The 26,529-nt window shown below is 49.1% G+C and carries 29 protein-coding genes; 8 read left to right on the top strand and 21 right to left on the bottom strand.

Annotated features, from left to right (window positions below; all coding sequences use genetic code 11):
* Nucleotides 1-20: 20 nt before the first annotated feature.
* Nucleotides 21-701: a thiamine phosphate synthase gene (gene thiE / locus P8P30_03180; GenBank protein ID MDG1286551.1), complete on the bottom strand. Its 681-nt coding sequence runs from the start codon at nt 699-701 to the stop codon at nt 21-23.
* Nucleotides 679-1,401: a bifunctional 2-polyprenyl-6-hydroxyphenol methylase/3-demethylubiquinol 3-O-methyltransferase UbiG gene (gene ubiG / locus P8P30_03175; GenBank protein MDG1286550.1), complete on the bottom strand. Its 723-nt coding sequence runs from the start codon at nt 1,399-1,401 to the stop codon at nt 679-681. The genes thiE and ubiG overlap by 23 nt, the downstream gene beginning before the upstream one ends.
* A gap of 42 nt (nt 1,402-1,443) precedes the next feature.
* Between ubiG and P8P30_03170 the strand changes: the two genes are divergently transcribed.
* From P8P30_03170 to P8P30_03155, 4 genes are all read left to right on the top strand, one after another.
* Nucleotides 1,444-2,445 carry a methyltransferase domain-containing protein gene (locus tag P8P30_03170; protein MDG1286549.1) on the top strand — a complete coding sequence of 334 codons (1,002 nt, stop codon included), beginning with the start codon at nt 1,444-1,446 and terminating at the stop codon, nt 2,443-2,445.
* Nucleotides 2,442-2,867 carry a GNAT family N-acetyltransferase gene (locus tag P8P30_03165; protein MDG1286548.1) on the top strand — a complete coding sequence of 142 codons (426 nt, stop codon included), beginning with the start codon at nt 2,442-2,444 and terminating at the stop codon, nt 2,865-2,867. The genes P8P30_03170 and P8P30_03165 overlap by 4 nt, the downstream gene beginning before the upstream one ends.
* Nucleotides 2,868-2,894: 27 nt before the next feature.
* A complete protein-coding gene (locus P8P30_03160) occupies nt 2,895-4,751 on the top strand; it encodes a DUF4153 domain-containing protein (protein ID MDG1286547.1) in 1,857 nt (618 codons plus the stop codon).
* 74 nt (nt 4,752-4,825) lie between these two features.
* On the top strand, nt 4,826-6,079 hold the full coding sequence (locus tag P8P30_03155; protein ID MDG1286546.1) for an aspartate kinase: 1,254 nt from the start codon (nt 4,826-4,828) through the stop codon (nt 6,077-6,079).
* On the opposite strand, the gene P8P30_03150 is transcribed toward P8P30_03155, so the two are convergent.
* From P8P30_03150 to P8P30_03070, 17 genes are all read right to left on the bottom strand, one after another.
* Nucleotides 6,076-6,732, bottom strand: coding sequence for an HAD family hydrolase (locus P8P30_03150; protein ID MDG1286545.1), 657 nt, complete (start codon nt 6,730-6,732; stop codon nt 6,076-6,078). The genes P8P30_03155 and P8P30_03150 overlap by 4 nt on opposite strands.
* Nucleotides 6,723-7,589 carry a D-amino acid aminotransferase gene (locus P8P30_03145; GenBank protein MDG1286544.1) on the bottom strand — a complete coding sequence of 289 codons (867 nt, stop codon included), beginning with the start codon at nt 7,587-7,589 and terminating at the stop codon, nt 6,723-6,725. The genes P8P30_03150 and P8P30_03145 overlap by 10 nt, the downstream gene beginning before the upstream one ends.
* Complete coding sequence (locus P8P30_03140; protein MDG1286543.1) at nt 7,589-9,403, bottom strand: glycosyltransferase; 1,815 nt, start codon at nt 9,401-9,403, stop codon at nt 7,589-7,591. Before P8P30_03140 ends, P8P30_03145 begins: the two co-directional genes overlap by 1 nt.
* Entirely contained in the window at nt 9,397-9,948 is a 552-nt protein-coding gene (gene rfbC, locus P8P30_03135) for a dTDP-4-dehydrorhamnose 3,5-epimerase (protein MDG1286542.1), read from the bottom strand. The genes P8P30_03140 and rfbC overlap by 7 nt, the downstream gene beginning before the upstream one ends.
* Nucleotides 9,945-10,829 (bottom strand): dTDP-4-dehydrorhamnose reductase, encoded by an 885-nt coding sequence (gene rfbD / locus P8P30_03130; GenBank protein MDG1286541.1) that lies wholly within the window; start codon nt 10,827-10,829, stop codon nt 9,945-9,947. The genes rfbC and rfbD overlap by 4 nt, the downstream gene beginning before the upstream one ends.
* Nucleotides 10,819-11,709, bottom strand: a complete 891-nt coding sequence (rfbA, locus tag P8P30_03125; GenBank protein MDG1286540.1) for a glucose-1-phosphate thymidylyltransferase RfbA — start codon at nt 11,707-11,709, stop codon at nt 10,819-10,821. The genes rfbD and rfbA overlap by 11 nt, the downstream gene beginning before the upstream one ends.
* Nucleotides 11,710-11,721: 12 nt before the next feature.
* Nucleotides 11,722-11,856, bottom strand: a complete 135-nt coding sequence (locus tag P8P30_03120; GenBank protein ID MDG1286539.1) for a hypothetical protein — start codon at nt 11,854-11,856, stop codon at nt 11,722-11,724.
* Nucleotides 11,853-12,446: a hypothetical protein gene (locus P8P30_03115; protein MDG1286538.1), complete on the bottom strand. Its 594-nt coding sequence runs from the start codon at nt 12,444-12,446 to the stop codon at nt 11,853-11,855. Before P8P30_03115 ends, P8P30_03120 begins: the two co-directional genes overlap by 4 nt.
* Before the next feature lie 31 nt (nt 12,447-12,477).
* Nucleotides 12,478-13,392, bottom strand: coding sequence for a signal recognition particle-docking protein FtsY (gene ftsY, locus P8P30_03110; GenBank protein MDG1286537.1), 915 nt, complete (start codon nt 13,390-13,392; stop codon nt 12,478-12,480).
* The gene (mtaB, locus tag P8P30_03105; GenBank protein ID MDG1286536.1) at nt 13,389-14,675 is read right to left on the bottom strand and encodes a tRNA (N(6)-L-threonylcarbamoyladenosine(37)-C(2))-methylthiotransferase MtaB; all 1,287 of its coding nucleotides are present in this window, start codon (nt 14,673-14,675) and stop codon (nt 13,389-13,391) included. The genes ftsY and mtaB overlap by 4 nt, the downstream gene beginning before the upstream one ends.
* 47 nt (nt 14,676-14,722) lie before the next feature.
* Nucleotides 14,723-15,487 (bottom strand): diaminopimelate epimerase, encoded by a 765-nt coding sequence (gene dapF / locus P8P30_03100; GenBank protein ID MDG1286535.1) that lies wholly within the window; start codon nt 15,485-15,487, stop codon nt 14,723-14,725.
* Between the two features lie 120 nt (nt 15,488-15,607).
* Entirely contained in the window at nt 15,608-16,723 is a 1,116-nt protein-coding gene (locus P8P30_03095; GenBank protein MDG1286534.1) for a hypothetical protein, read from the bottom strand.
* 9 nt (nt 16,724-16,732) lie between these two features.
* Nucleotides 16,733-17,380 carry a LysE family transporter gene (locus P8P30_03090; protein ID MDG1286533.1) on the bottom strand — a complete coding sequence of 216 codons (648 nt, stop codon included), beginning with the start codon at nt 17,378-17,380 and terminating at the stop codon, nt 16,733-16,735.
* Between the two features lie 13 nt (nt 17,381-17,393).
* Entirely contained in the window at nt 17,394-18,011 is a 618-nt protein-coding gene (gene rpsD / locus P8P30_03085) for a 30S ribosomal protein S4 (protein MDG1286532.1), read from the bottom strand.
* 119 nt (nt 18,012-18,130) lie between these two features.
* On the bottom strand, nt 18,131-18,643 hold the full coding sequence (locus P8P30_03080) for a hypothetical protein (GenBank protein MDG1286531.1): 513 nt from the start codon (nt 18,641-18,643) through the stop codon (nt 18,131-18,133).
* Entirely contained in the window at nt 18,643-19,191 is a 549-nt protein-coding gene (locus tag P8P30_03075; GenBank protein MDG1286530.1) for a hypothetical protein, read from the bottom strand. Before P8P30_03075 ends, P8P30_03080 begins: the two co-directional genes overlap by 1 nt.
* Nucleotides 19,192-19,194: 3 nt before the next feature.
* Complete coding sequence (locus tag P8P30_03070) at nt 19,195-19,653, bottom strand: hypothetical protein (GenBank protein ID MDG1286529.1); 459 nt, start codon at nt 19,651-19,653, stop codon at nt 19,195-19,197.
* A gap of 163 nt (nt 19,654-19,816) precedes the next feature.
* On the opposite strand from P8P30_03070, the gene P8P30_03065 reads away from it, so the two are divergent.
* The 3 genes from P8P30_03065 to P8P30_03055 are packed head-to-tail and all read left to right on the top strand — an operon-like array spanning nt 19,817 to nt 23,168.
* Nucleotides 19,817-20,566 (top strand): electron transfer flavoprotein subunit beta/FixA family protein, encoded by a 750-nt coding sequence (locus P8P30_03065; protein ID MDG1286528.1) that lies wholly within the window; start codon nt 19,817-19,819, stop codon nt 20,564-20,566.
* Nucleotides 20,567-20,568: 2 nt separating this feature from the next.
* The gene (locus P8P30_03060) at nt 20,569-21,501 is read left to right on the top strand and encodes an FAD-binding protein (protein MDG1286527.1); all 933 of its coding nucleotides are present in this window, start codon (nt 20,569-20,571) and stop codon (nt 21,499-21,501) included.
* 2 nt (nt 21,502-21,503) lie between these two features.
* The gene (locus P8P30_03055) at nt 21,504-23,168 is read left to right on the top strand and encodes an NAD+ synthase (protein ID MDG1286526.1); all 1,665 of its coding nucleotides are present in this window, start codon (nt 21,504-21,506) and stop codon (nt 23,166-23,168) included.
* Here the strand turns inward: P8P30_03055 and P8P30_03050 are convergent.
* The gene (locus P8P30_03050; GenBank protein MDG1286525.1) at nt 23,165-24,118 is read right to left on the bottom strand and encodes an endonuclease/exonuclease/phosphatase family protein; all 954 of its coding nucleotides are present in this window, start codon (nt 24,116-24,118) and stop codon (nt 23,165-23,167) included. The two genes, P8P30_03055 and P8P30_03050, sit on opposite strands and share 4 nt — an antisense overlap.
* Before the next feature lie 73 nt (nt 24,119-24,191).
* On the opposite strand from P8P30_03050, the gene gltX reads away from it, so the two are divergent.
* Nucleotides 24,192-25,526, top strand: a complete 1,335-nt coding sequence (gene gltX / locus P8P30_03045) for a glutamate--tRNA ligase (GenBank protein MDG1286524.1) — start codon at nt 24,192-24,194, stop codon at nt 25,524-25,526.
* Between the two features lie 3 nt (nt 25,527-25,529).
* Here gltX and P8P30_03040 read toward each other — a convergent pair whose 3' ends face one another.
* Nucleotides 25,530-26,477 carry a hypothetical protein gene (locus tag P8P30_03040; protein MDG1286523.1) on the bottom strand — a complete coding sequence of 316 codons (948 nt, stop codon included), beginning with the start codon at nt 26,475-26,477 and terminating at the stop codon, nt 25,530-25,532.
* Between the last annotated feature and the right edge of the window lie 52 nt (nt 26,478-26,529).

The following is a 26,529-nucleotide window of genomic DNA, read 5'->3' as shown; positions in this document are numbered from 1 at the left end:
GTTAGACTGCGCGCGGTATATCAGGCGACAGCCGCCGCGGCAAGCGCTTCCTGTATTGCAGCGTTATAGGCCCTCACTCCAGCACCCGCACCTTGCGCATGATCCCAAATACCCGTAATCACAGCAATAAAGTCAGCGCCAGCTTGCACCAACGGCTTGCAGTTATCGGGCGTAATGCCGCCTATCGCCACAGACGGAATCGTCGTAAATTGCGTCCACCCCTCTAGCAACTCCGTTGTGGGCGTTCCCCATTTTTCGAGCTTCTCTTTGGGCTTAGAAGTCGTTTCATAAAAGGCACCGAAAGCAACATAAGCAGCACCCTGCTCGCCCGCTTCCATCGCCAGATGATTTGAAGCGTGGCATGTCACCCCCAAGATCACTCCTTCCGGCAATTTATCGGCAATCGCTTTAACACTCGTACCCTCGAGATCCTCTTGCCCCAGATGCACCCCATCCGCACCCACTTCTAATGCGATCTCCACACTATCATTCACCATAAAAGCGGTACCATGCGAATGGCAAATCGGTATAAGCGCTTTCGCCGCCTCACGAATTTCCTCATCTGAAGCCTCTTTCAAGCGCAACTGCAAACAGGCAATATCGCCCGCAGCCAAAGCTTCTTCAACCTGCAGAATAAATTCCGAAAGTTCAAACTGCGGCGGGGTGATGGCGTAAAGCCTACATTTTTGTGAAACAGACATAATAATTCACCTCCAAGTCACTATCGGACATTTGCCATTCCCATTTAAGTGGGTTCATGACCATGCCTTTGCTTGCCGTATGCTTCAGGCCGTGAGCCTGCAAAGGCTGGATGAGCTCCGCTGGCATTAAAAACTTCTTCCAATCATGCGTGCCACGCGGCAACCAACGCAGTACATATTCAGCACCGACAATCGCCAGAGCGTAGGATTTCATAGTGCGGTTCAGTGTACTCATGATCAGAACACCACCGGGCTTTACAAGCTTAGCGACTGATTCCAAAAACAACGCAACATCACTCACATGCTCGATAATTTCTAACGCTAGCACCACGTCAAATTGCGCACCCTTTTCGGCCAATGCTTCCGCCGTTGTCGTACGGTAATCAATTTTCAGCTGCATGGCTTGCGCATGTGCTATCGCTGTTTTGACATTCTTTTCGCCGCCATCAATACCGGTGACTTTCGCGCCCAAGCGCGCCATCGGCTCGGAGACAAGCCCGCCGCCGCAGCCGATATCAATCAGGCTTTTACCTTTAAGCGTCTCGCAATCGAAATGCTGATAGATCGTATCGCGCACATAACGCACACGTATTGGGTTAATTTTATGTAGCGGCGCAAATTTACCGCTTTCATCCCACCATTCTGCCGCAATCGCGGTGAATTTCTCAATTTCTTGTGGTTCTAAGGTGGTTGCAGTCACTCGCCTATTCACTTTCTAATTATTTGCGGTTATTCATTATCTATGGCGTTGATCGATCAATTACAAGCATTACCCGCACAGTGGGAAGCAATGGCGCGCGACTGGCTTACCCCTCTCAAAGAAGAAGCGAAGCTACTTTTCACACGTGCCAAGGAACCGCTAGACTCAGCCTTTCGTTTAGGAGAAGAATTATTATTAGAGCGCCAATTTGAAGAAGCGAAAATTCGTTTTAAATTTGTCCTGTGGCGCAACCCCGTTCATGCGCTCGCGCTGTATAAGCTGTCCGTTTGCCATTTGGCATTGCATGAGAAACATGAAGGGCTGCAAGCACTCAACAAGTCGCTTACTTTTGATCCCAAGAACGAAATGGCGCTTTACTTAAAGGCAACCTACGAAGATGGGAAATATGCTGATGGATACGCGCCACACACGACCCCCACTCCTTTTATCCTTAGCAAATTCACAAAACGCGCAGCAAAATATAACCTCAATGAATTGGAAAAGGGCTATCGCGGCGCCTCTGAGCTTTACGACCAAATTCTAACGCTTGGTATCACCCCTGAATCCATTTTAGAAGTGGGCTGCGGTACGGGACTCTGTGGCGGCTTACTTTCGACCTTGACCGACAAACTGATCGGCGTCGATATCTGCCCTGCGATGATAGAAGAAGCGCAAGAGCTAGAGTTCGATTCTTACGCTGAATTTATCGAAGCAGATTTACGCGACCATCTCCTTCTATCACCGAACCTCAATTACGAACTGATCGTGGCCGCCAACGTCATCTCCATTACAGGCGGGATTGCGGCGGTGATGGATGGAGCCGCCAAAGGCCTAAAACCTGGCGGCTATTTTATCTTCACCGCCCTCGCCCTTAGAGCGACCGAAGGCTATCGCTATATCAGTGATATTCAACGTTTTGCTCATAGCAGTCATTACCTGAAGACCCAAGCGGAACGAGCAGGCTTAAAAGCGATTTCCTTGCGCGAAGTGACACTCTACGAAGATGACCCTCGCCCCTCTTACATGGTGGTCTTGCAAAAGTGAGGGAGGTCACGTTAGGGGATGTCGATGGGTTAGCGCAATTGCATCAGGAATCTTTTCCCAAGGGCTGGGATGCTGCACAGTTCACTGAACTCCTAGGTAGCGGCGTACGAGGGTGGTTAATTGCAGGTAGTGCCTTCATCCTCATTCGTACTGCCGCAGATGAAGCCGAAATCATTACACTCGCCACCACCCCGAGTGCTCGCCGCCAAGGACATGCGGAGAGTTTGTTAAAACATGCTATCTCAATCTTATGCTGCACAACAACAAACCGATTCTTCTTAGAAGTACGTGACGGCAATGAAGCCGGTGCCGCCCTTTACCTAAAGCATGGATTCACCCAAATCGCCACCCGCTCTCGCTATTATGGCATGCCCGATGGCACCCGCAAAGATGCACTCGTAATGGAACTAGCGCTTGGCTAACCTTGATTGTTTGACTAGGCTGGCTGCATGAACGCACTTATCAAACACTTCATCACTCTGTTTTATACGAACTTCAAAAAGGCGATTCAGCGCTTTCCTCTCACCTTTTTCTTTTCGGCACTGCTCACCCTGCTCGCCTTGATCGATTTATATCATCGCTCATTTATGTTCTTTGATTACAGCATCTCAAGTAAGCTGCTGGACCGCTTCGAACTATTCGCAGGCTGCATGCTGTTGATCACATATTGTCTCACCCTTTACCGCGAGAAACAAAACACCTCGCTCATAACTTCGGTGGCTTACGGTGCGATCGTTACGGCTGTTTTCGGATATAGCCTCCTCTTCACGCAACATCTCGGACTCGCCTCGCTTTTCCTGGTTAATGCCTCCGTGATCATCCTCTTTTGCGCACCTTATTTCCTCAAACCTATTGAGGATTCCCAATGCTGTCAGCACAACACCCTTCTTAGCAGCAACCTCCTCTTTGCGATATTATCGACGTTCATTCTTTGTGGTGGGTTATCACTCGTCTTGGTAAGCCTTGAGTACCTGTTTGAAATCGACATCCTTCATAAAACTTACAATGTTATTTGGATCTTAGGGACAGCGCTCTTTGCGCCAGTCTATATGCTAGCAAACACTCCCACCCCTGCAGAAACAGCGAACTCAAAAGAACTAATCTACCCTAAGGGCGTTACCTTTATCGTACGCTATCTACTGTGCCCTTTACTACTCGTGTACACGGCGATCCTTTATGCTTACGCCGCAAAGATTTTATTCCAAATGGAACTCCCAAAGGGCAACCTCACCTATATGGTGATCACTTATAGTGGCATTGGCTTCCTCACCTACCTCACCGCTTACCCTCTTGCCCAAGCTGGCATCGCAATCGCGCACCTCATACGCAACCATTTCTTCAAACTTCTTACCCTGCCGATTCTTCTCATTTTTATCGCCATCGGAGTGCGCATCTTAGACTATGGCATCACATGGCAACGCTACGCCGTTGTCGCATTCACATTGTGGCTCGCAGGTTCGGCCCTCTATATGATTTTCTCTCAGCGCAAGTCTTTCAATCTAATCACTTCGGTGTTGGTCGTGATGTTAGTCGCAGCAAGTATTGGCCCGTGGGGCGCGAATTCCGTCAGCATTTCCAGCCAACAAACGCGCCTCAAAAACATACTTCATACGTTCGATCTATTGAATAAAGACGGAATAATTAAACCCACTCAAGCTCCCGAAAACTTCACCAATAAACAAGTTTCGCTGATACACTCCATGGTTAGTTACCTTGAAAATTACGATAAAGGCGGAGATTGGGAAGCGCTCTTCCCATCGGATAGCAAAGACACAAAACCCACGAGCACCAATCACTATATGACGCAACTTGGCTTCCCTAACTCGCAGCAATCTTATTATGGAGGACGGCACAATATTCAAGACCAGCCATTTTCGCATGAAATGCGCTTCCAGCGCCAAGGTCGAAATACCGACTTTATTTTTGTGAAAGGCTATGATTATCAAGGTCGAAGCAGCCAGTATGTGAATAGTGGAAATTATAAGAAAAAGAGTCACGTTCGCCTAGGTTTAGCTGACAACCAACTCAGCCTAGAAACGCAAATGAGTGCGACCGGTATCACGATTTATCAAGAAAAAAAGAGACTCGGTTTCCTTAATCTCGTCGAAGTTTACAAAGCACTACAGGCTAAAGGAATCACTCTTAATGTCTCCAAAAAAGACCGTACTTTATTGGATGTTTCTAGCACTCAAAATGCCGCAGGCTGGAAATTCAAAATCCTATTGAATAACCTAAAATTCAAAGAGACTAAGGGCGAAGTCAAGCTGACTCAATATAACGGAAAATTACTCATTAAAACTCCGTAACTCGCTAACCTCAGTAAAACTCTTGTGTTTCTGGGGTTGCACAAGCGTTTTACTTGGCATACACCCAATGCCCTATGGCACTTATTGTACAGAAATTTGGTGGAACCTCCGTCGCGGATTTAGAGAAAATTCGTCATGTGGCGGAGCGTGTCAAAGCCGAAGTTAATCGCGGCAATAAAGTCGTCGTGGCCGTTTCTGCTATGGCCGGCGTGACCGATCAACTCGCCGCATGGAGCCGCGAGATGTCTCCCCTTATGACGCCTGAAAACTGGGCGGAATATGACTCCGTCGTCGCATCAGGCGAGCAAGTCACCTCCGGCCTCCTCGCCCTGCGCCTGCAAGAGCAAGGCATAAATGCGCGTAGCTGGGCGGGCTGGCAGCTTCCCCTTCGCACCGTCGGCAGCCATGGACGCGCTCGGATCGAAGCCATTGATACCGACATGATGCATGAAGCACTCGATCGCGGCGAAGTCATCGTCGTGGCCGGATTCCAAGGCATCACCGCCGATAACCGCATCGCGACGCTTGGCCGTGGCGGCTCGGATACCACAGCTGTTGCGATTGCTGCAGCACTCAAAGCAGACCGTTGCGATATCTATACCGATGTCGATGGCATCTATACGACGGACCCGCGCATTGTGAAAGCCGCCCGCAAGCTACAAAAAGTAGCCTATGAAGAAATTTTAGAAATGGCCAGTCAGGGCGCAAAAGTTTTGCAAACACGCTCGGTTGAAATGGCCATGAATTATGGCGTGACGGTGCAGGTACTTTCCACCTTCTCCGACGAGCCAGGAACCTTATTAGTAGAGGAAGATCAAGTGTTAGAACGTAGACGAGTAACCGGCATTACCTATAGCCGCGATGACGCAAGAGTAACGCTCACCAATGTAGCGAACGTACCGGGTATTTCTGCTAAAATCTTTGGCCCTTTGGGCGATGGCGAAGCAGAAATCAACGTCGATATGATTGTCCAAAACGTGTCCGAAGATGGTTCACGCACCGATATGACCTTCACCGTGCCCCAAGGCGACCTCGCCAAAACAGTGGAAGTGATGGAAGCCGCGAAAGAGACAATCGGCTTTGAAAGCATGCATTCAGATTCCGGCGTTTCAAAAGTATCCGTCATTGGTGTCGGTATGCGCTCCCATGCAGGTGTCGCGACCACGATGTTTACGACACTGGCTGAGAAGGGTGTCAACATCCTCGTTATTTCAACGTCAGAAATCAAAATTAGTGTCTTAATCCAAGAAGAATACACCGAACTAGCCTTACGTGCCTTGCACAGTGCCTTTGAACTAGACGCGGAACCAAAGGTCGTCACCGGTTAATTTACGATCACACTTGTGACGAGTGCTAGCAACTCCGCTTGATCTTCCACTACCGCATGAATCGGATGTGGCACTGTGTCAGCCTTTGTCTGCAGGCCATAAAAGATTGCCGTATAGCCGGCATTCTTGGCAATTTCCATATCGACAGCACTGTCGCCGACGAACCAAATATCGTTACCATGCGGGTGCGGGTAATGCTCTAGCGCCATGATTGCATGGTCTGGGTGCGGCTTATCATTCGCTGCATCATCGGCGCCAATGATCGCCTTAAAATAATGCGCCCAGCCGATAGTCTCCGCTTCAATGCGCAAAGTGGGACCCTTTTTATTACTCACCACGGCCTGATAAAGCCCCGCGACTTCGATTGCCTTCAGCACCGCTTCGGCACCCTCAATCGACACAAGGCGATCCTTATGCACCTGCGCATAACCATCCAGATAATACTGCCCTGCCTCTTCCCAGCGATCACCAAAAAGCTTCGGAAAATAGTCGCGCATGGATTGCTGAACATTGACCTTCACCTCTTCCAAGGTCCATGGCTGCTTATCCATCTTGCGAAAACAATACGCCAACGCCTCATGAATCACCGGCCATGTATCTACCAACGTATTATCCCAATCGAATAATATCGCCTTGGGTTTCATTAACTCCATAACGTGTAACCTGTTTGCGTTTTAATATGTTCGATAAAACCACCCAACAGACGCTGCGTAATTGCACCCGGTGTGCCACTCCCAATTGTCGAGTCATCCACTTTTACAACGGGCAGAATATTCGTCGTCGTACCGGTTAAGAAGGCTTCATCCGCCGCAAGCATCTCGGCCTGACTGAAAGGTTTTTCCAACACCTTAATTTGCATGTCTCGTGCGATTCTCAAGGTTACTTCACGCGCAATGCCGCTTAAGATTTCGTTCGTCGATGGATGTGTTTGCACCACGCCCTCTTTCACGATGAAGAAATTAGAAATCGAGGCTTCTGACACATCACCATTCTCTTTAATCAGAATCGCTTCACTCGCACCCGCCTCGGTCGCGGCTTGTTTCGCCATCACATTACCGAGCAAGCCCGTCGTTTTGATATCGCAACGTTTCCAGCGTAAATCCGGATAAGTAATGACACTCGCGCCCTGCTCTGTTAGCCTCTTACCCGGGGTTTTTTGACCAAAGGCCGAGAGCGTAACATTCGGCTGCACCGCCTCCGTATAGACATGACTGCGCGATTGCGTACCGCGCGACACTTGCAGGTAAACCCCACCATGCTCATGCTCGTTACGCTCGACCATTTGGCCTACAATTTCCATCCATTCTGCATGGCTATGCGGGTTCGTTATTTTCAGCTCGCCACACGAATAATCAAGACGCTCTAAATGTCGCTGTGCATCGAGAAGCTTGCCATTGAAAAAGGCGATCACCTCGTAAACACCGTCAGCAAATTGATGTGCGCGATCTTCCATAGGAATCACCGCATCCGCCACATCCTGATAGATGCCGTTTACGTAAACGACTCCCATTAGAACTGCCCTAGATCAGACTTACCACCTTCAAGGAACCCACGAGGTTTAAAGGCAAAATCACGGCGCGTTTCCGCTTCCACAAAGACCATATCTTCGTTCATGCGGCGCGCCATCTCGCCATTAATCTTGCTGCTAAAGAACCATTTACCAATAAAATCGAGAATCATCGGCAGGTATTTCAGCTTAACCGTACGCGGACGCTGCCCGAGTGCGAGAAAGATTCGCTCCACCATTGCGCGATAGCCAACCACTTCGCCGCCGCCAATATTATAGCTCTTATTATGCGTTTTCGTATTGCTGATCACTTTAATCGCCATTTGTGCGAGATCATCGGCATGCACCGGCATACGACGGCCATCGGCAGGCGGGTAAAGGGGGAAGAAATGATAACGACGCGCAAAATCAGAAATCTGCGTCACATTCTCATCCAATCCAAGACCGTAAATCATCGTCGGACGAAGAATGGTAAAACTCGCACCGGCTTTCTGGCAACGCTCTGCTAGGTGTAGTTCCGCCTCTTCCAACGCTTTCACCGTGTCACGCTCCGCCGCATTCGCCGAGTAAATTTTCACGAATACGCTGGTCGAACTAAAAGCAATCACACGTTTGATGCGTGCGTTAAACATCTCAGCAAGTGCGGGTTTCAACATCCACATCGGAGCACAGTGAATCAAGGCTTCAGGCTTATGTTCGCCTAATTCAAGCTTCCCTTTTTCAAGATTCCCACGCACCCAACTAAGGTTCGGATGCTCGAAGTAAAGTTTCGTATGATGCTCCACCGCGACCACTTTTGCACCAGCAGCCAACAAATGACCAATCGTACAAACACCAATTTGCGAGGTTGAACCCGTCACCAAATAGGTTTTATCTTTATGGATCGCATTATCTTTATGATCCTCACGCAGATGACGGTGCAGCCACATCAAACGACGTTCCGAACGTATGCGATCTTTATTCTCAGGCATAATGCGTTTCAACAGCATCCATGCGGACTTCACACCAAAGTTAATCAGCGCGAGTACGGCCATAAACAACCACATCACCTTATTCTCAAACTTATCGAAATAGGTGATAAAGCCTTGCGCTTTTTGCCATTCGACAAAGAAGAAAGAGGCGTTACTAGAACCTTGCAAATGCAAGATATCTACATTCGGCACAAACAGGATTTTACCGCCTGCATCTTGAATACGACGACAGAGGTCAAGGTCTTCAACATGCAGGAAATAGGCCTCATCAAAGCCTTCCAGCTCTTCAAAACGCTCACGGCGAATCGCCATGCATGCGCCCGAAATTGCCGGCACTTCAGTAATCTCTTCCGGAAGTTTTTCTTCATGCAGGTTGAGTCGATCCCAGCTCAACGCTATATCGAGGCGTAACGTTTCAGCCAGCGCCGTGTGCGGCGTTAACAGATTCCGACGGCTTCCACGCTGCTCCGATGCATCAGGGTTGCGCAAGCGACCACCAACCATCCACGCTTCTTCATTCTTATCTAGCGCGATTGCAAAGGCTTTAAGTGCATTTTCGGGCACGATACTATCAGGGTTCAGGAATAGCAGAATATCGCCATTCGCCTCTTTCGCACCGAGGTTACACGCCACACCAAAACCAACATTACCTTGGCCAGTAACCAGCTTCACTTTCTTCTGCGCCGTCTCAGTTTCGCGCAACCAACCCAGCATCTCTTCGGGATTGCCATTATCGACGATCACGAGCTCCGCTAAATTCTTTTGTCCCAATACCGAATCAACGGCGAATTTCAATGCTTCGCCGGTTTGATAGGTCGTCATTACAACAGATACAGTTGTTACCATTGGACAGGGTTCTCCTTATATTGCGCGAAAGTCAGCAGACCTTCGTCTCGCGTGGAAATTTGCGGGTTTTTCAGTGGCCAGTCAACGGCCAATTCAGGATCATTATACATCAAGCCACCTTCGCCCGCTGCATTATACAATCCAGTCACTTTATACAGCATGTCAGCCGGTTCATCACCTAGCACACAAAAGCCATGGGCGAAGCCCGGTGGAATCCAAAATAGACGGCCATTCGTACCGGAAAGTTCAACGCCCTGCCATTGACCATAACTCGGCGAGTCAGGGCGGATATCCACCGCCACATCCCATACTGTACCACGCGAGACGCCGACAAGCTTGCCTTGCGCTGGGTTACTCTGCCAATGCAAACCGCGCAGCACACCCGGCGCTGAACGTGAGTGGTTATCCTGCGACCACTGCGTCGGCAACCCCGCCTCCGCAAACTTCGCTTCGCTATAACGCTCTACAAAGAAGCCCCGCGCATCACCATGCAACGCGAGTTCTACAATTTTGAGACCTTCAATGTCACCGTCGATAATATTCATGCTTTTTCAATTTCCTTCATGCATTCTTTGAGTCCGTCGCGCCAATCTGGCATTTCAACACCCAGAATCGTTTTTGCCTTACTGCAATTCAATCGTGAATTCAGCGGGCGTTCTGCTAGGGTTCGATATTCACTGGTCGGGATCGCTTTGACATTTTTAATCGCTAACTCACCCGAATATTCTTCAAATATCGCTTCCGCAAAACCATGCCACGAGATTGGCTCACCGCAGCCGCCCAGATGATAGATTCCCGTTGGGAAACGCGCTGAACGTGCTGCATTCTCCACCGCTAATAACGAAGCTGCTGCCAAATGCGGCGCATAGGTGGGGCCGCCAATTTGATCATCGACCACGCCGAGCTCTTCACGCTCTTTGCCAAGGCGAAGCATGGTGTTCACAAAATTATTTCCCTGCGCATCATACACCCAGCTAGCACGAAAGATCATCGCATCCACATTGGTTTTGAGCACCATCTCTTCGCCATTTAGCTTACTATGACCGTAAGCATTGACAGGATCGGGCGTATTATGTTCGCTCCACGGTTCCTCGCCACTGCCATCAAACACATAATCGGTTGAATAATGGATAAAAGGGATCCCTTTCACCGCACAATAAGCCGCGATGACTGCCGGCGCCTCCGCATTAATCAGATGCGCCAACGGCTCTTCTTCTTCCGCCTTATCAACATGGGTATAAGCACTCGCATTAAACACAATACTGGGCTTATGGAAGGCGATATTTTCAGGAATCAGCTCAATCAGGCTAAAGTCCAATTCATCACGTCCCATCAACTTCGCCTGCGGCATTAAATCTGCCAAAGCGCGACCCAATTGACCGTTCTTACCAAGAATAAGCGGGCGTGTAAGCATACTAGGCCGCATCAGTCTCCCTAACCGCCTCGCTGAGTAAGCTGCGCAAATATTGCGCGTAATCATGTTTACCATACTTCGTAATCAACGCTTCGAATTCAGCGCGATTTACATAGCCCTGCTTATAAGAAACTTCTTCAATACAAGCGATCTTCAAGCCTTGGCGTGCCTCAATCGTTTGTACGAATTGTGCTGCGGAAATGAGCGAATCCGGCGTTCCTGTATCCAGCCACGCCGTGCCGCGCCCTAGACGCTTCACCTGCAATTGACCTCTCTCCAAATACACACGATTTACATCGGTAATCTCAAGCTCACCACGTGGGCTTGGCTTCAAACCTTTAGCAATTTCGACGACTTGGTTATCGTAAAAATAAAGCCCCGTGACGGCCCAGTTCGATTTAGGCTGCTCTGGCTTTTCCTCAATCGACGTCGCAATTCCACTATCATTAAAATCAACCACGCCATAACGCTCTGGATCTTTCACGTGATAACCAAAGACAACGGCACCTGCTTCCAACTGCGATGCTTCGCGCATATGGGTGCGAATAGATTGACCGTAGAAAATATTATCGCCCAATACGAGGCATACATTATCATCGCCAATAAATTCCTCACCAATAATGAATGCCTGCGCCAAACCATCTGGCGACGGCTGCTCTGCGTAGGAAATGGAAATCCCTAATTCTTTACCATCGCCCAATAGCTCCTGCATCATCGGCAAGTCACGTGGCGTGGAAATAATCAGAATTTCGCGAATCCCTGCATCCATCAACAAGGCAAGCGGATAGTGCAGCATCGGCTTATCGTAAATTGGCAGGAGTTGTTTGCTGATAACGCTAGTCATCGGAGCTAAACGAGTGCCGGATCCACCGGCAAGAATAATACCTTTCATCATGAAAGGAAACTAGGCGATACCTTTGCCGGATGCAACATCAGGTTTCGCTGCATTATCATCAACCCATTTACGGTCGCCCCGTTGGTCCACCATCTTGGTGTTATCAAATTGGTAATTTTGTGATTGAGAGACTTGCTGACTCATGCCCTGAGACAAGCCTTTTCCTTGAGATTGCTCACGTGAGACAGACATTTGTTGTTGAGCCAAGGCATTTTCCCCTCTTCGTAATCTTGTGCCATCTCATTTCGGCGATTAGTTGCGCCCTTCCAACTCGCAACAACCATAGGAACCAAGCCAGCCAGACCTACAAGACCAGCCGCAGCGGTGGCAGTACCGTAAAGAGCAGGAGTGACCACTGACGAAATCGCAGCTCCGTTAAGCAGGTGTGCCCCTACTGAGACAGCAGCCGCCATTGTGCCACCCGTCGCTAAAACGGCCAACCCAGCTGTGGCTACCATAGCCACCGTCATAATAGCAGTACCAATCAAAAAGTTCTTTGCAAGGCCGCCATTGATCAAACTTGGTTTTCGTATTTCTTTGAAACCAGTTTCAATTTCGCGTTTTTGTTTTTGCTTACCTGTAAGCTCTCCAATGATAGATCCAACAACAAAGCCAACAGATATTCCGAGCAAAGGAGTCGAAAAAGGAATTAATACAAAGCCCAACAGCCCCCACGCCCACATTCTGTTTTCGGGCTTACTGGGTTTACCATTAGTAGGAACACGAATTGTCATACCCTAAGGATAACATTAGAGTGTTACCATTTTATGACGACAATCCAACCAAATTACGTGCAAAATCAATCGCCTCAAAGGGCTTTAGGTCATCTGCGCTCTCGCCCACACCAATCGCATGAATCGGCAGGCCAAACTGGTCAGCCAGCGCTACAACCACACCGGCACGAGCAGAGCCATCCAGCTTCGTCACGATGAGCCCTGAAACATTCACCAGCTCTTTAAACGCGACCACTTGAGAGAGTGCATTCTGGCCAGTTGTCGCATCCAGCACCAACACCACATGATGCGGTGTGGTTTCGTCTAGCTTACGCAGCACTTTGACGATCTTTTCAAGCTCCGCCATAAGGTTCTTTTTATTCTGCAAACGGCCGGCTGTATCGATCATCAACACATCAACACCGCCTTGCCTGGCCTGCTCTAGCGCGTTATAGGCAACACTAGCAGGGTCCGCCTCATGATGGCCTGCAATTACAGGAACATCAGCACGCTCACCCCATTGCTGAAGCTGCTCCACCGCTGCTGCACGGAACGTATCCGCCGCACAAAGCATCACGCGCTCGCCTTCACGCTTCCATTCATGCGCGAGCTTGCCAATCGTGGTGGTTTTACCGTTACCATTGACGCCCACCATCATGATCACTTGCGGCGCTTGCGTGCCTAGTTCTAACGGTTCTGCATAGGGCTCAAGAATCTCTGCGATTTCTTCCGCCAACGCTTCCTTAATCTCGTCATCCGTCACCTCTTTATCGAGACGCTTATCGGATAGGCGTTTCGTAATTTTAGCCGCTGTATCAACCCCCAAATCGGCCATAATCAGCAGCTCTTCCAGCTCCTCTAGCGCTTGCGTATCAAGCTTACGTTTCGTGAATACAGAAGTAATATTTTCGCTAATTTGCGATGAACTTTTCGACAGTCCGTTTTTTAATTTTTTTAACCAACTCATGCGGCAATCAACTCCTCATTTTGGGTGGCAGAAATTTCAACTTCGACAATACTCCCCACAGGAATTTTATCTGAAATATGAACCATTGTATAATGCTCACAGCGACCACGCCCCGGCTTTTCGACCAGCACTTTCGCCTTCTTGCCAATACGGTTTTGCAAAAACTCGGCTAACTGAACCTTACCCGCAGCGCGTAGACGTTTCCCGCGCTCTTTACGGATAGATTTCTCCACTTGCGGCATACGCGCAGCAGGGGTTCCATCACGCTCCGAATATGGAAAAACATGCACGTAAGCGAGATCCATTTCCTCCACCAGTTTGATGGAATTTTGGAACATTTCCTCCGTCTCCGTCGGAAAGCCAGTGATGATATCTGCACCGAACACGGCATCCGGGCGCACCGCACGCACACGTTTAGCAAATTCAATCGCATCTTCGCGGCTATGGCGGCGCTTCATACGTTTGAGAATCATATTATCGCCCGCCTGTAACGACAGATGTAAATGTGGCATCAAGCGCGGTTCTTCGGCAAGCAACTGGAATAACCCATCATCCATCTCCACCGCGTCAATCGACGAAATACGCAAGCGCGGAAGTTCTGGCACTTGGTTGAGAATACGGCGCAACATGTTGCTGAAGGTAGGCTCACCCGGCAAATCCTTGCCATAATCACTGATATCAACGCCGGTTAGCACCACTTCTTTATAGCCGGAATCGACAAGGCTACGCACTTGCGCAACAATCTCGCCAAGCGGCACCGAACGGCTATTACCACGCCCAAACGGGATAATACAAAAAGTGCAACGGTGATTACAACCATTTTGCACTTGAATAAACCCACGTACATGATCGTCAAAACCGCTAACAAGATGCGCTGCAATATCAGTCACTTCCATGATATTATTCACGGAAATTCGCGCATCAGATGGCGCGCCATACGTCTCGGCTTTTAGCTTCTCTTCATTGCCGATCACACGGCTGACTTCAGGCATCGCAGCAAATTCTTCAGGATGAATTTGTGCTGCACAACCACTGACAATAATCTCCGCATCCGGATTCGCTTTACGCGCCTTACGAATGGATTGACGGACTTGACGTTCCGCCTCTTTGGTCACAGCACAGCTATTGACCAGAATAGTGTTACTCATCCCCGCATCGGTTGCGTGATTTTTCATCACTTGGGCTTCATAAGCGTTAAGCCGGCAGCCAAAATTCAAAACCTGTACAGATTGCCCCTGCTCGTTCTGCTCGGCGCCCAATGAGCTGGCGCTTCGTGGGTTCATGGCTGGGTCGACCTGCTGGCCGCCCTCCATCGGGGTATTACTCTGTTTCATTTAAACTTATCCACATCCAATTCGTCGCGGAAACTAAGCGAAACGGGGCCTTGCATCAAGAGAGAACTCCCCGACCCCGGCCAGCTTATCTGCAAATCACCGCCCGGCATTTGCACCCGCACCGAATTTTCAACCAACCCACGATGAATCGCTGCGGCTGCGACCGCACAAGCGCCCGTGCCACACGCCTGCGTAATGCCCGCTCCACGCTCCCATACACGCATCTTCAAATGCGTCAGGTTGATAATTTCAACAACCTCCACATTGGTGCGGTCAGGAAAAGCCTCATGATACTCTAGCGGTTTACCAAAACGTTCTAAATCTACCGCATCCACATCGGTTTTGAAAAAGATCAAATGCGGGTTTCCTATAGACACCTCCATAGGATCGCCTTCAATTGGCAGCTGGCGATCTGCAATGACGGGCTCACCCATATCAACTTGCACTTGGGTATCGCTAATGCGTGTGGTTTTTAAAATTCCTGCAACCGTTTCAACCGTGCCTTCCGCTTTATCGATCAGCCAGCCTATACAACGCGTCGCATTGCCGCACGCCTCTACCTCAGAGCCATCTGCATTGATGATACGCATTTTAACATCGGCAATTTCTGATTTTTCCAGTACGATCACCTGATCACAACCGATACCTGCATCGCGATGCGCAAGCTTCACCCAATCAAGCACAGGTATATTTTGCTCACGACCATCCAGCACGATAAAATCGTTACCTAAGCCTTCCATCTTGATAAAGGGCATTTTCATGCCGCACGTATAGCGAAATTTAACGAACTTGTCATGCCGTCTTCACCACAGCATCTGGATACCCCATGATCGTTCGCATTTTTACCCCACCCCCCGTCATCCGCCGGGGTAACAATAACGCTAACGCTGCTGTTCTTGGCCTTGCTGGACGGCTGGTGTGTTGGGTGCTGTTCCTGCAATTTGTACATTCGATTTCGCGAATTCTACATCCGGAGTGGCGCCTGCTTTTAGCAATGCCTGTCCCTGCAATTGGATCTGCTGCTGTAAATGCGGTTGCTGTGCGAACAGAGCCGTAATCTTCGCCATCGTGCCTTTAGAAATGATACTGCCCAAAGCGGCCAGAGAGAACAGCTTCGCAAGACCGCCCTTTTCCTGAGTCTTCTCGCGCGTTTCCTGAGCCATTTCATGCTGTTGCATTTCACGCCGCGCCGCAACTTCCTGCAAACGACCACGGATCTGCTGCTTGATCTGTTCGGGAAGCTTCGAAAAACTACCTGAACCTAAAATCTGCTCTACACTATGCCCAGCAGCAATTAACTGCATCGCCGCTTCGAACGCTGCTTCTGTCAATTCTTCTACTGTTTTTTGATCACGCGCTTGGGCTTCCACATCTTCCGTCTCCGGCGCTGCTGCAACTACGGCCTCGACCGGTGCAATCGGCGATGCAATGACAGGCTCGACAGGAAGTTGAGGAACCTCTGCAATAGGCTCGGGCTGCACTTGAACGACAGGCTCGGGCTCTGCTTGAACGACCGGCTCGGACGGCATAGCCACGGGAGGCTCAATCGAAGCCACTACAGACGACTCAACGGGAGGGATCGGCGCGGCTTCAACCGCAACAGGTTCATATACTGGCGCAGGGGCCACCTCAGGAATCGGTTGAGCCTCTATAACGGGTTCTTGTATCACAGGCTCAGAATACACATCGCCTACAGGTGCGTGCGATGGTGCAATCGGCTCTTGCGGGGTAGCCGCTTCTGGTTCTGGCTGCGGAGCTACTTCGACAACTGGTTGCACCATAGGCTCTTGCGGCAATGGCATAGGAGGCTGCGGAAGTGGCGCGAGGGCTTCTGGCTGCGGTGCCTCTTGCACGACAGGCATTTCTATCGGGTTGATTTGCGGCTCTGATGGTAGGTCAGGCGTCGGAGCAGGCATTGCTTCCGCTTTTTCTTCAAGCTTTTTTACCTCAGGCTCCTCCGTCGGAGTAATACTGCCACCATGAAACTGATCAATCATACAATTAACCTAGCCGAGTTTTACCGCTTCGCCAAGTAGCAGCGCATATAAGAACAAACTAAAGCCAATGAATATAACAAACAGTGATGCATAACGGTGCAATTTGATAATCATTTGATCCTCCATCACGCCACGCCAACGGCTGACGAACCAACTTAAGAACACCCACATCCCTAAGCTTCCGGCGAAAACACCACCAACCAATGCCGCAATCTGTCCGGAGGTTTGAACGCTGTAAAGCCCAACAGTCGCCGCAAAGCTCGTCGAAAAACCAATGACGGTCTGCGGATTAGCAAGCGTGATAGCCAACATGCTGGTTAAATCTTTCGCCGCAGCCAGCGAGAGACGCTCTTGAGAATCGGCTGAGAGCGCCGGCCCTTTGCGCAAACCATAGATGCCGACGATTATAATAATCACCGCCCCGACCAATTGGATCAGATGCGCATTACGGGTCAAAAACTCAGAAACGGAAGAAATACCAGCTACTGCCAACGTGGCAAATAACATATCGGCTAATGCGATACCTAAACCGCTGGCAACGCCGGCCATCATCCCGCGTGAGATGATGCGCTTTACCCCAATAATGCCAGCGGGGCCGACCGGTACTGACATAGCAATACCAATCAAAGCCCCGACTAGGATATTCGTAAGAATCATTATTCTCGCTGGTTTAGCGAGAGTAGAATTCGATCACGAGATTTGGTTCCATAATAATAGCATATGGAATCTCGTTTAGTGCTGGAATGCGAATGTATTTAGCTTCAAATTTAGCATCATCCATTTGTACGTAATCAGGTACGTTACGTTCCGAGCTGCCCATTGCTTCCATCACCATAGGAATTTGCTGAGACTTCTGCTTCACAGAAACCACATCGCCTTCTTTCAAACGATAGCTAGGGATATTTACTTTGCTGCCATTCACAAGAATATGTCCGTGATTCACAAATTGACGTGATGCAAATACCGTCGGCACTACGCCCATACGGTATACGAAAGCATCGAGACGAGACTCAAGAAGACCTACAAGTTGCTCACCTGTATCACCTTTTTGGCGAACGGCTTCTTTATAAATGCTACGGAATTGTTTCTCCGTGATGTTACCGTAGTAACCTTTAAGCTTTTGCTTAGCGTTAAGCTGCAAACCATAGTCAGAAACTTTCCGACGACGGGCAGCTCCGTGTTGGCCTGGGCCATATACACGACGGTTAACAGGGTCTTTAGCACGGCCCCATAGGCTTTCACCCATACGACGACTAATCTTATATTTGGATGCGATACGTTTGCTCACAGTTATCTCCTTTAAACTTTAATCCGCTTAAAAACAGCGGACCAATCCAATTAAACTTACTTCAAGGGCGCGCAATATAACGCCCATTAAGCAAGTGTCAATCTGAATTAGGAGATATTCTATTGGTTGCGAGAGTAACCTTGGCCTGGAACTTCTTGCTCGTCAAGGCGCGCCCGATGACCGCCTTTTGCTTGCAAGTTATCAAATTGATACTCTGCCGCCAAATGGTTATTTTGTTTTTGCAACTGATTCAATTCTTGTGCTTTTGTGTTCACTGCTTCGTTCTTGCGGCCAAAGCCAAGCACATCTTTAATCCCTTTATACACAGCGACCGCTAAAACAACCATCAGCGCTTTACTAGCTATCGGATCTTTTAACGCCCATACGACAGTATCGTTCGTTTTACGAACCACTCCGCCAAAAACACCACCGACCTTACCAACAACACCACTCGCATTTGGAGCATTGATACCTTTAACACCGTCAGCAAAGTTTCCGCCTAGATTCTTGACTGTTCCCACGGTATTTTTAGCAAATACACCTAATGCGCCAGAAATATTGTCTTCATCTTTTACGAAATCTGTAACCTTTGACGCCACATTTTTTGCCTTATCTAATGCACCATCAGCCATTATTTACCTACCCCACCCGGTGCTGGTTGGCCTTTAGCGGCAGCGGCTTTTTCAGCTTCAGCTCGGTTTGTGAATTGATTCGGCGTATTATTTTCTGCCAAGTGGTTATGCATTTGATATTTTCTCGCATCATTTCCTTGCGCTGCATTGTCTCGTGGAGCAGGTCCACCGCCGGCTTTTAATTGCGCATTTTGTTGGCGCGCTGCGGTTAATTGATGATCAATCGTCGCATTTTTCACTTCTAGTGCTTCATTCTTGGATTGCGATGTTTTCCTTAACTCGCCTGCACCTCCGAATAACGTTCCCCACGCTGCGCCGATTCCTGCTCCCCAGCTGAGAGCTGGCCCTGCGGTCAGACCACCCGCAACAAGACCTACAATAGCGGCCAAGCCGAAGCCTGCACTGAAAATAGTCGCTGCAAACATGGCGGCGGTTATGCCAACCGCAACTGTTGCCATCGCACCATAGCCGAGCCCCTTGACACCATCGCCCATCACACCTTTTACCGTGCCTAAGCCAAAATCTCTAATGTTGCTTCCGATGCCCATGGTTTAAAGTTCCGCCACTTTCTCTGTCTGTTCTTTCGGGACGTTAGGAATTTTCGACTCTGTGCTCACAGTTTCCTCGCCCTTAATATTCGTGTCTTTTATCGCTTCATCTATCGCAGTTTTATTTTCTTTTGCAGCCTCGGCGGCCTTTGCTTCAGGAGTTGGCCCTGTATCCGTTACGGTGACCGTCGAAGTCTCTGCCGCTGGCGCATCAACTGCACCCTTTTCTTTGGGAGCGAAAAAGTTAAACACCTTTGGCACTGCGAATAAGCCGACAACAGCACCGACAGCTCCCACGAATCCACCTACGCCTGATATTTTCCCAGCCGTAAAGCCAGCAGCAATCGCAGCAATCCACTTGTGATCTTTAACCATATCAAAGACAGCGCCATAATTACGGTCTGACAACCCATCACTCGCAGAAGCGAACATGTCTTTTAGATTATCAAATATTCCCGCCATGGGTTCTCCGTTACGTTTTATTACACTTACCACTCTACTATTGGGGTGCCTGCACCTCAAGTTAAGGTTTTGTGACGGTTCGATGTACTAAATGTGACAATGGGGCTAGACGCAGGCAGAGGTTGGGCTATATCTATAGCATCGAAATAAATTGAGGCCTAAAATGAAGATCTTAGTCTGTGTCAAACGCGTAGTGGATTATAACGTTAAAGTACGCGTCAAAGCGGATCATAGCGGCGTGGAACTCGCGAATGTTAAAATGAGCATGAACCCGTTTGATGAAATCGCGGTAGAAGAAGCTATCCGATTGAAAGAAAAAGGAATTGCGACGGAAGTGATCGCCATGTCCATCGGTGGCGATAAGGTACAGGAAACCATCCGTACCGCTATCGCGCAGGGCGCTGACCGTGGTATTCAGGTTAAGACCGATTCCGCCATTGAGCCTCTCGCTGCGGCGAAAATTATCGCTAAAATGGTTGAGAAGGAATCTCCTGAACTGGTGATCCTCGGCAAGCAAGCCATTGACGATGACGCGAACCAAACCGGCCAAAAATTAGCCGCACTACTCGATTGGCCGCAAGGAACCTTCGCTTCTGAGCTCGTTATTGAGGGTGGAAAAGCCAAAGTAACCCGCGAAGTCGATGGCGGCCTCGCCGTGCATGAACTCAACCTACCAGCCGTTATCACGACCGATTTACGCTTAAACGAGCCACGCTATGCAAAGCTTCCTGATATTATGAAAGCTCGCAGCAAGCCGCTCGATGTGGTGGAATTGGATAGTTTGGGCGTCGATATAACACCGAAACTCTCCGTGAGCCATGTGGAAGAACCTGCGGGCCGCTCAGGTGGTATCAAAGTAAGCAGCGTAGATGAGCTGATTGATAAACTAAAGAACGAAGCGAAGGTATTGTAATCATGGCTATTCTTATTCTTGCAGAACATAGTAACGAGGCACTTGAAGCCTCCACCCTTGCCACGATTGGTGCTGCGAAACTCATGGGTGGCGATATTGACCTGCTTTGTTGCGGTGCTTCAGCGCGTGCAGCAGCAGATGCCGCAACAGGGGTAGAAAGTGTCCGCAACGTACTTTACGCCAGCGGAAGCGAATATGACGCTTCACTGGCCGAGCCTCTCGCATGGCTCATTCATTCGCTCGCGGGGGATTATGATACGATCCTAGCCCCGGCGACTACCTTTGGTAAAGATGCACTGCCTCGTGCGGCGGCTCTATCCGATGCGCAGCAGATTTCAGATATCATTTCGGTTGAGAGTGCAACCACCTTCAAACGCCCTATCTATGCGGGTAATGCGATCGAAACAGTCACTAGTAATCAAGCCAAACATTTCATCACCATACGCCCAACTGCCTTTGATAAAGTGGCCGCAACAGGCGGCAGTGCGACGCTCAAGGAAGTTGAGAATAAGGGCGCTTATGACAAAACAAACTTTGTCGAACTTCAGGCAACCATTTCTGAACGCCCTGAACTGACATCCGCTTCTATCGTCGTATCAGGTGGCCGTGGCGTTGGCTCGGCTGAGAATTTCACCACCGTTATTGAGCCATTCGCTGATAAATTAGGCGCCGCCATTGGCGCTTCTCGCGCCGCAGTCGATGCGGGTTATGTGCCCAATGATTACCAAGTCGGCCAAACCGGAAAAGTCGTTGCGCCTGACCTTTATATCGCTGTCGGTATCTCTGGCGCTATCCAACACATCGCCGGCATGAAAGAAAGCAAAGTAATCGTTGCCATCAATAAAGACGAAAATGCGCCGATCTTTGAAGTCGCAGATTATGGCCTAGTCGCAGACTTGTTCGAGGCGGTGCCTGAACTCACCAGCAAGCTGTAAAAATGCCTAAAATCACCCTCGCCCAAATCAACCCGACCGTGGGCGATATTGCGGGCAATGTGGCGCTGGTTAAACGCGAATGGCAAGCCGCGCAAGATGCGGGCAGCGACTTAGTCGTCTTCCCTGAAATGTCGACAACGGCCTACCCTGTTGAAGACTTAGTCTTACGCGAATCTTTCCGCAAAGCCTCAATGGATGCGGTGACAGAGCTTGCAGCGTGGGGCGCCTCCATGACATGCGAGGCCTTTATTGGCGGGCTCTGGGAGGTGGAAGGCAAACCCACCAACAGCCTCTTTTGGCTCTCAAAAGGTAAAATACATTACCGCCAAGATAAAGTGGCGCTGCCCAATTACGGCGTATTTGACGAGAAGCGCCTCTTCCACGCGGGTGATCCCGCGTTTGTGGTGGAATGGAAGCAATATCGTCTCGGCCTATTCGTATGTGAAGATATGTGGGATGCAAGTGTCGCCAAACATATCGCCTCGCAAAAACCTGATATTTATATCAGCATGAATGGGAGCCCGTTTGAAGCTGGAAAGACCAATCTACGCCTCAAAACGGCGCGCGCTAATGTGCTCACTCACCATGCTGCACCACTCGCCTACCTCAATCAAGTCGGCGGACAGGATGATTTGGTGTTTGATGGCAGCTCGTTCGTGCTCAATGCAAAGGGCAAGAAAGTCGCCCGCCTTGCCCGCTTTAGAGAACAAAGCAAAACGTTCGAACTTAGCCGCGATGCTAAGGGCGATGCTATTCTAACGCCCGCCGCCGATGACGTCATACCACCGAGACTCAGTAATGAAGAGACCATGTATCAAGCCGCGATGCTGGGTTTACGCGATTATGTGCAAAAATCTGGCTTCTCAGAAGTACTCATTGCCCTTTCAGGTGGCGTTGATTCAGCGCTGACGGCGGCAATTGCTGTGGATGCGCTGGGTGCAGATAAAGTGCATTGCGTCTACATGCCCTCGCCTTACAGCTCAATGACAAGCACGCAAGATGCCGCAAAATGCGCCGAACTACTCGGTGTAAAACTCGAAACACTGGATATTCAGCCTGCGATGCAGGTGATGGAGTCCACCCTCGCACCGCTTTTTAAAGGCAAAGCAGCCGATGTGACGGAAGAAAATATTCAATCACGCCTGCGCGGCAACCTCATCATGGCCATCTCCAATAAAATGGGTTGGCTGGTGCTAACCACCGGTAATAAATCAGAGGTCGCCGTCGGCTATTGCACGCTTTATGGTGATATGTGCGGCGGCTATAATCCATTGATTGATATGTATAAAACCACCGTATTCAAACTCTCACGCTGGCGTAATGAGACCAAACCCTATTATAATGCACTGGGCGCAGATGGCGCCGTGATGCCCGAACGTGTCATCACCAAACCACCTTCAGCTGAACTCCGCCCTGATCAAAAAGACGAGGACTCCCTCCCTCCTTACGATCAACTCGATGCCATCCTAAAAATGCTCATCGAAAATGAACTTTGCATGACTGATATCACCGCCAAAGGCTACGCCGAAGAAACCGTACGCCACGTCGCCAAACTCCTCTACGGCGCCGAATATAAACGCCGCCAAGCTGCTCCTGGCACCAAAGTATCCAGCATGGCCTTCGGCTCTGACCGCCGCTACCCCATTGTGAACCAATTTAGCGCCTAGCGAATACCTACCGTTGTCATAACGGGCATGTGATCGCTAACGTAAACAGGCGCTCGCTCGCGCTTTAGCACCTCCAACCCGTCACTCACCAAGGCATGATCAATTGTAATTTGCGCGAATGGCGCGATCAAAAAATTTGGCCAACTCCCAGGCATTTGAAGCGGGGAAAGGTCGGTTCGCAAACCGGAATTTGATAAAAACTTTCTTAAATAATACGACCATACCGTATTATTTAAATCTCCGACCAGCATGGATGGAACCGTCTGCTGCCTTAAAAGAGAAGCAGCATAATCAAACTCATTGTTACGATCTCTAAATAATTCAGGAAATACCGGAACGCTTGTATGGAGTCCAAAAATACGGACAGGCTGCCCTTCCATATCTAATTCGACCTGTATCAAACAACGTCGTGATACCTTTGAACAATGCATATCGGTATTCTGCAAAGGAACACGAGACACAATAGCACTGTTTAAACTATAATCACTTGGTGCATACCAATAAGGAAACCCTACCATCCGCTTTCTCAATTGCGTTCTAAACCCGACGTCAGTTTCATCTAATACCACCGCAATTACATCCTCTGGAAGGTTTTCCAGCCATTCAATCCCTCTTGGTTGATAATTGATATTATATTGCGCGATTTTGAACTGCATTTTTGCAGATGACACCTGTAATGGCTGCAAAGCGGGATGTTGATAAACCTCATATCCTTTTAGGAAGAAGAGAAAACTTCCGATTAACAAAACAATAGCCGCAAAATGATAACGCCAGACAAAAACCAAAGCAGTGGCGATAAAAGTCGTTATCGCCATGTGAGGAAGCCAATTAAGCAATAAGTCTGCGATCAAACTTTGCTCAAACCCATAAACAATTATTGCACATGTTGGCGCATTTGTGACTGCAAGTGCCGTAAATATACGGCTAAACCTCATACGTTCTGTACCCATCCCTCCTTATAACGCATTCCAATTTATGATTCATCTCTAGATTTTTATATCAATCCACACTAAACACTCCCCCATGACTGTTTCTGTACGATTTGCTCCTTCGCCGACGGGGTTGCTGCATGTAGGCAACCTGCGTACGGCACTTATTAACTGGTTATTTGCGCGCAAACATGGCGGGCAATTTATCCTGCGTTTTGACGATACCGATGTCGAACGCTCGAAAACCGAATATGAAGACGGTATTCGCGAGGATCTGCAATGGCTTGGCCTTGGCTGGGATCGTGAATTTCGTCAGCAAGAGCGTATGGAACATTACGAACGTGCAAAAAATAGACTGATTGAATCAGACCATCTCTACCCCTGCTACGAAACAGCAGAAGAACTTGATATTAAACGCAAAATGCTCGCCTCACGCGGCAAACCACCTATCTATGATCGCGCCGCGCTCAAGCTCACCAAAGACCAAATTGAAGAATTTGAAGCGGAAGGCAGAACACCGCATTGGCGCTTTAAGCTCAATGATAAAGATATTGAATGGGATGACCTTATCCGTGGCCATCAAAAGCTCCGCACTGCCCATATTTCAGATCCCGTACTCGTGCGCGCCGATGGTGTGCCACTTTATACGCTTTCCTCCACCGTCGATGATGGCGAAACGGGAACCACGCATATCCTGCGCGGCGAAGACCATGTAACCAACACCGCCGTACAAATTCAGATTTTTGAAGCTCTCGGCTATGAACCTCCCATATTTTCGCATAACGCGCTCCTACAAATGAAAGATACGAAGCTTTCAAAGCGTACGGGCGAAGGCGGAACAGTGGTCGGCTTACGTAATGACGGCTATGAAGCGATGAGCGTCAATAGCCTACTCGCACGCCTCGGCACATCAGATTCGGTAGAGGCGTTCCTCAAAATTGAAGATTTGATTACGCAATTTGATATTAATAAATTTGGCCGCGCCGCCGCTAATTATGATGAGGGCGAGCTCGCACGCCTCAATCACAGTATTCTCAGCGTCAGCCACTTTAACGAAGTCAAAGACCGCGTGGCAGAAATTGGCCTTCCGCAAATCGACGAGACCTTCTGGAATAGCACGCGTCCAAACCTGCAAAAGCTGGCTGATATTAAAGATTGGTGGCAGATCTTGAAAGAGCCGCTAGAGCCCTCCATTGATGCCGAAGATAGCGACTATTGCGCGCAAGCCGCCGCAGCAATTGATAATGTGGAGTCCTTCAAAGAATGGACCAATATGTTAAAAGAAACTTCAGGCCGTAAAGGTAAACAGCTCTTCATGCCATTACGCAAAGCCCTCACTGGTCGCGAAGATGGCCCTGAAATGGCACGTGTATTTGAGTTGCTCCCGAAAGAGACAGCGATTGAACGCCTAAAGGGAAAAGCGGCCTAACCGCTACTTTCTTTCAAACCCTGAAGACTGAGACGCTGCAGTCAACGCAACTTGCAAGGCAGGTGAGGTTGTACTAGGCACTTGGCTACCACCAGATATCCCACTCAGTTTCTCTCCTAAGTTATCCACTTTACCATGTGCGCATTTCATGTCTTGTGATACCGCTACCTCTGGCGCTTTTTCAGCCTCTGGCTTTCTAGCTTCCAGTGTGTCGGCCATGATTTGTACATGCACGGCCGCCATCTCTAATTTCGTTATTTTTCTGTCTGGCGCTGAATTCATGATCACTTCTAAATCACTGTGGTTCCTATTAAGTAAATCCGAGCTCTTTGGTATCACAGCGACTTCCGTTCTTGAAATAGCCGCTCTTAAACTTCCCATAACCTCTCGCTTCGCCATTACGCCCGTATGCCCTTCACGGCATTTTGTGTAAGATGAAAATTCACCGTGAAGATCGTTATGGATAGTCGTTAATTGTGTTGTGAGTTCATCCTGAGAAATCTCATTCGACTCAAATTGAGCGCAAGCCGCCTCTGCTTTAATGATCGCTGGCACTATCACCTGATAGCTAGTGTCAATATGCAGAGCAGAAAATGAATGATTTGTTCCTGCAGAAACGTAAGTTAGTCCCTCTTTCTTAGCACGGTCCATAGGACGAAATTTCGTCTGCACTATCTCTCCTTCAAATGTCTTCTCAAAATGCTCTATCATCGAAGAATCATTAGGTGAAAGCTGCTCATATGCAGCCAAAGCTTTGTTGAAATGCTCAGGTAGCGGTGTTAATTCCACACCATATACCCGAGGTGATAAATGCGGCATATGCGCATTTTGGATCATCTCTCTCGCCCCGGCATAATCACCTGACGCAAACGCTTCACGTAAGTTTCCCACCACTTGATCCAGCGAATCAACAGGTTTAGACTTCATTAAATTTTTTAAAGCTTTCCACATATCGTACAAACCAGTATGACAGCGGTTTATGAAGATTATATTAAGGAATTGT

It is taken from the genome of Rickettsiales bacterium (assembly GCA_029252805.1).
Taxonomy (GTDB): domain Bacteria; phylum Pseudomonadota; class Alphaproteobacteria; order Rickettsiales; family JALZUV01; genus JALZUV01.
Note: the sequence above shows the minus strand (reverse complement) of the source record. Positions and strands in the feature narration are given on the sequence as shown.

What these genes read in the sequence shown, in the direction of transcription:
- P8P30_03145 (MDG1286544.1), bottom strand. Translation starts at nt 7,589, where the DNA reads ATGGGAGTCGTTTACGTAAACGGCATCTATCAGGATGTGGCGGATGCG.
- P8P30_03120 (MDG1286539.1), bottom strand. Translation starts at nt 11,856, where the DNA reads ATGAGTCAGCAAGTCTCTCAATCACAAAATTACCAATTTGATAACACC.
- dapF (MDG1286535.1), bottom strand. Translation starts at nt 15,487, where the DNA reads ATGAAAATGCCCTTTATCAAGATGGAAGGCTTAGGTAACGATTTTATC.
- P8P30_03080 (MDG1286531.1), bottom strand. Translation starts at nt 18,643, where the DNA reads ATGGCTGATGGTGCATTAGATAAGGCAAAAAATGTGGCGTCAAAGGTT.
- P8P30_03150 (MDG1286545.1), bottom strand. Translation starts at nt 6,732, where the DNA reads ATGGAGTTAATGAAACCCAAGGCGATATTATTCGATTGGGATAATACG.
- gltX (MDG1286524.1), top strand. Translation starts at nt 24,192, where the DNA reads ATGACTGTTTCTGTACGATTTGCTCCTTCGCCGACGGGGTTGCTGCAT.
- P8P30_03160 (MDG1286547.1), top strand. Translation starts at nt 2,895, where the DNA reads ATGAACGCACTTATCAAACACTTCATCACTCTGTTTTATACGAACTTC.
- P8P30_03055 (MDG1286526.1), top strand. Translation starts at nt 21,504, where the DNA reads ATGCCTAAAATCACCCTCGCCCAAATCAACCCGACCGTGGGCGATATT.
- P8P30_03090 (MDG1286533.1), bottom strand. Translation starts at nt 17,380, where the DNA reads ATGATTCTTACGAATATCCTAGTCGGGGCTTTGATTGGTATTGCTATG.
- P8P30_03155 (MDG1286546.1), top strand. Translation starts at nt 4,826, where the DNA reads ATGGCACTTATTGTACAGAAATTTGGTGGAACCTCCGTCGCGGATTTA.
- P8P30_03140 (MDG1286543.1), bottom strand. Translation starts at nt 9,403, where the DNA reads ATGGTAACAACTGTATCTGTTGTAATGACGACCTATCAAACCGGCGAA.
- P8P30_03050 (MDG1286525.1), bottom strand. Translation starts at nt 24,118, where the DNA reads ATGGGTACAGAACGTATGAGGTTTAGCCGTATATTTACGGCACTTGCA.
- P8P30_03115 (MDG1286538.1), bottom strand. Translation starts at nt 12,446, where the DNA reads ATGACAATTCGTGTTCCTACTAATGGTAAACCCAGTAAGCCCGAAAAC.
- P8P30_03170 (MDG1286549.1), top strand. Translation starts at nt 1,444, where the DNA reads ATGGCGTTGATCGATCAATTACAAGCATTACCCGCACAGTGGGAAGCA.
- mtaB (MDG1286536.1), bottom strand. Translation starts at nt 14,675, where the DNA reads ATGAACCCACGAAGCGCCAGCTCATTGGGCGCCGAGCAGAACGAGCAG.
- rfbA (MDG1286540.1), bottom strand. Translation starts at nt 11,709, where the DNA reads ATGAAAGGTATTATTCTTGCCGGTGGATCCGGCACTCGTTTAGCTCCG.
- P8P30_03070 (MDG1286529.1), bottom strand. Translation starts at nt 19,653, where the DNA reads ATGGCGGGAATATTTGATAATCTAAAAGACATGTTCGCTTCTGCGAGT.
- rfbD (MDG1286541.1), bottom strand. Translation starts at nt 10,829, where the DNA reads ATGCGGCCTAGTATGCTTACACGCCCGCTTATTCTTGGTAAGAACGGT.
- P8P30_03040 (MDG1286523.1), bottom strand. Translation starts at nt 26,477, where the DNA reads ATGTGGAAAGCTTTAAAAAATTTAATGAAGTCTAAACCTGTTGATTCG.
- P8P30_03095 (MDG1286534.1), bottom strand. Translation starts at nt 16,723, where the DNA reads ATGATTGATCAGTTTCATGGTGGCAGTATTACTCCGACGGAGGAGCCT.
- thiE (MDG1286551.1), bottom strand. Translation starts at nt 701, where the DNA reads ATGTCTGTTTCACAAAAATGTAGGCTTTACGCCATCACCCCGCCGCAG.
- ftsY (MDG1286537.1), bottom strand. Translation starts at nt 13,392, where the DNA reads ATGAGTTGGTTAAAAAAATTAAAAAACGGACTGTCGAAAAGTTCATCG.
- rfbC (MDG1286542.1), bottom strand. Translation starts at nt 9,948, where the DNA reads ATGAATATTATCGACGGTGACATTGAAGGTCTCAAAATTGTAGAACTC.
- P8P30_03065 (MDG1286528.1), top strand. Translation starts at nt 19,817, where the DNA reads ATGAAGATCTTAGTCTGTGTCAAACGCGTAGTGGATTATAACGTTAAA.
- P8P30_03060 (MDG1286527.1), top strand. Translation starts at nt 20,569, where the DNA reads ATGGCTATTCTTATTCTTGCAGAACATAGTAACGAGGCACTTGAAGCC.
- P8P30_03075 (MDG1286530.1), bottom strand. Translation starts at nt 19,191, where the DNA reads ATGGGCATCGGAAGCAACATTAGAGATTTTGGCTTAGGCACGGTAAAA.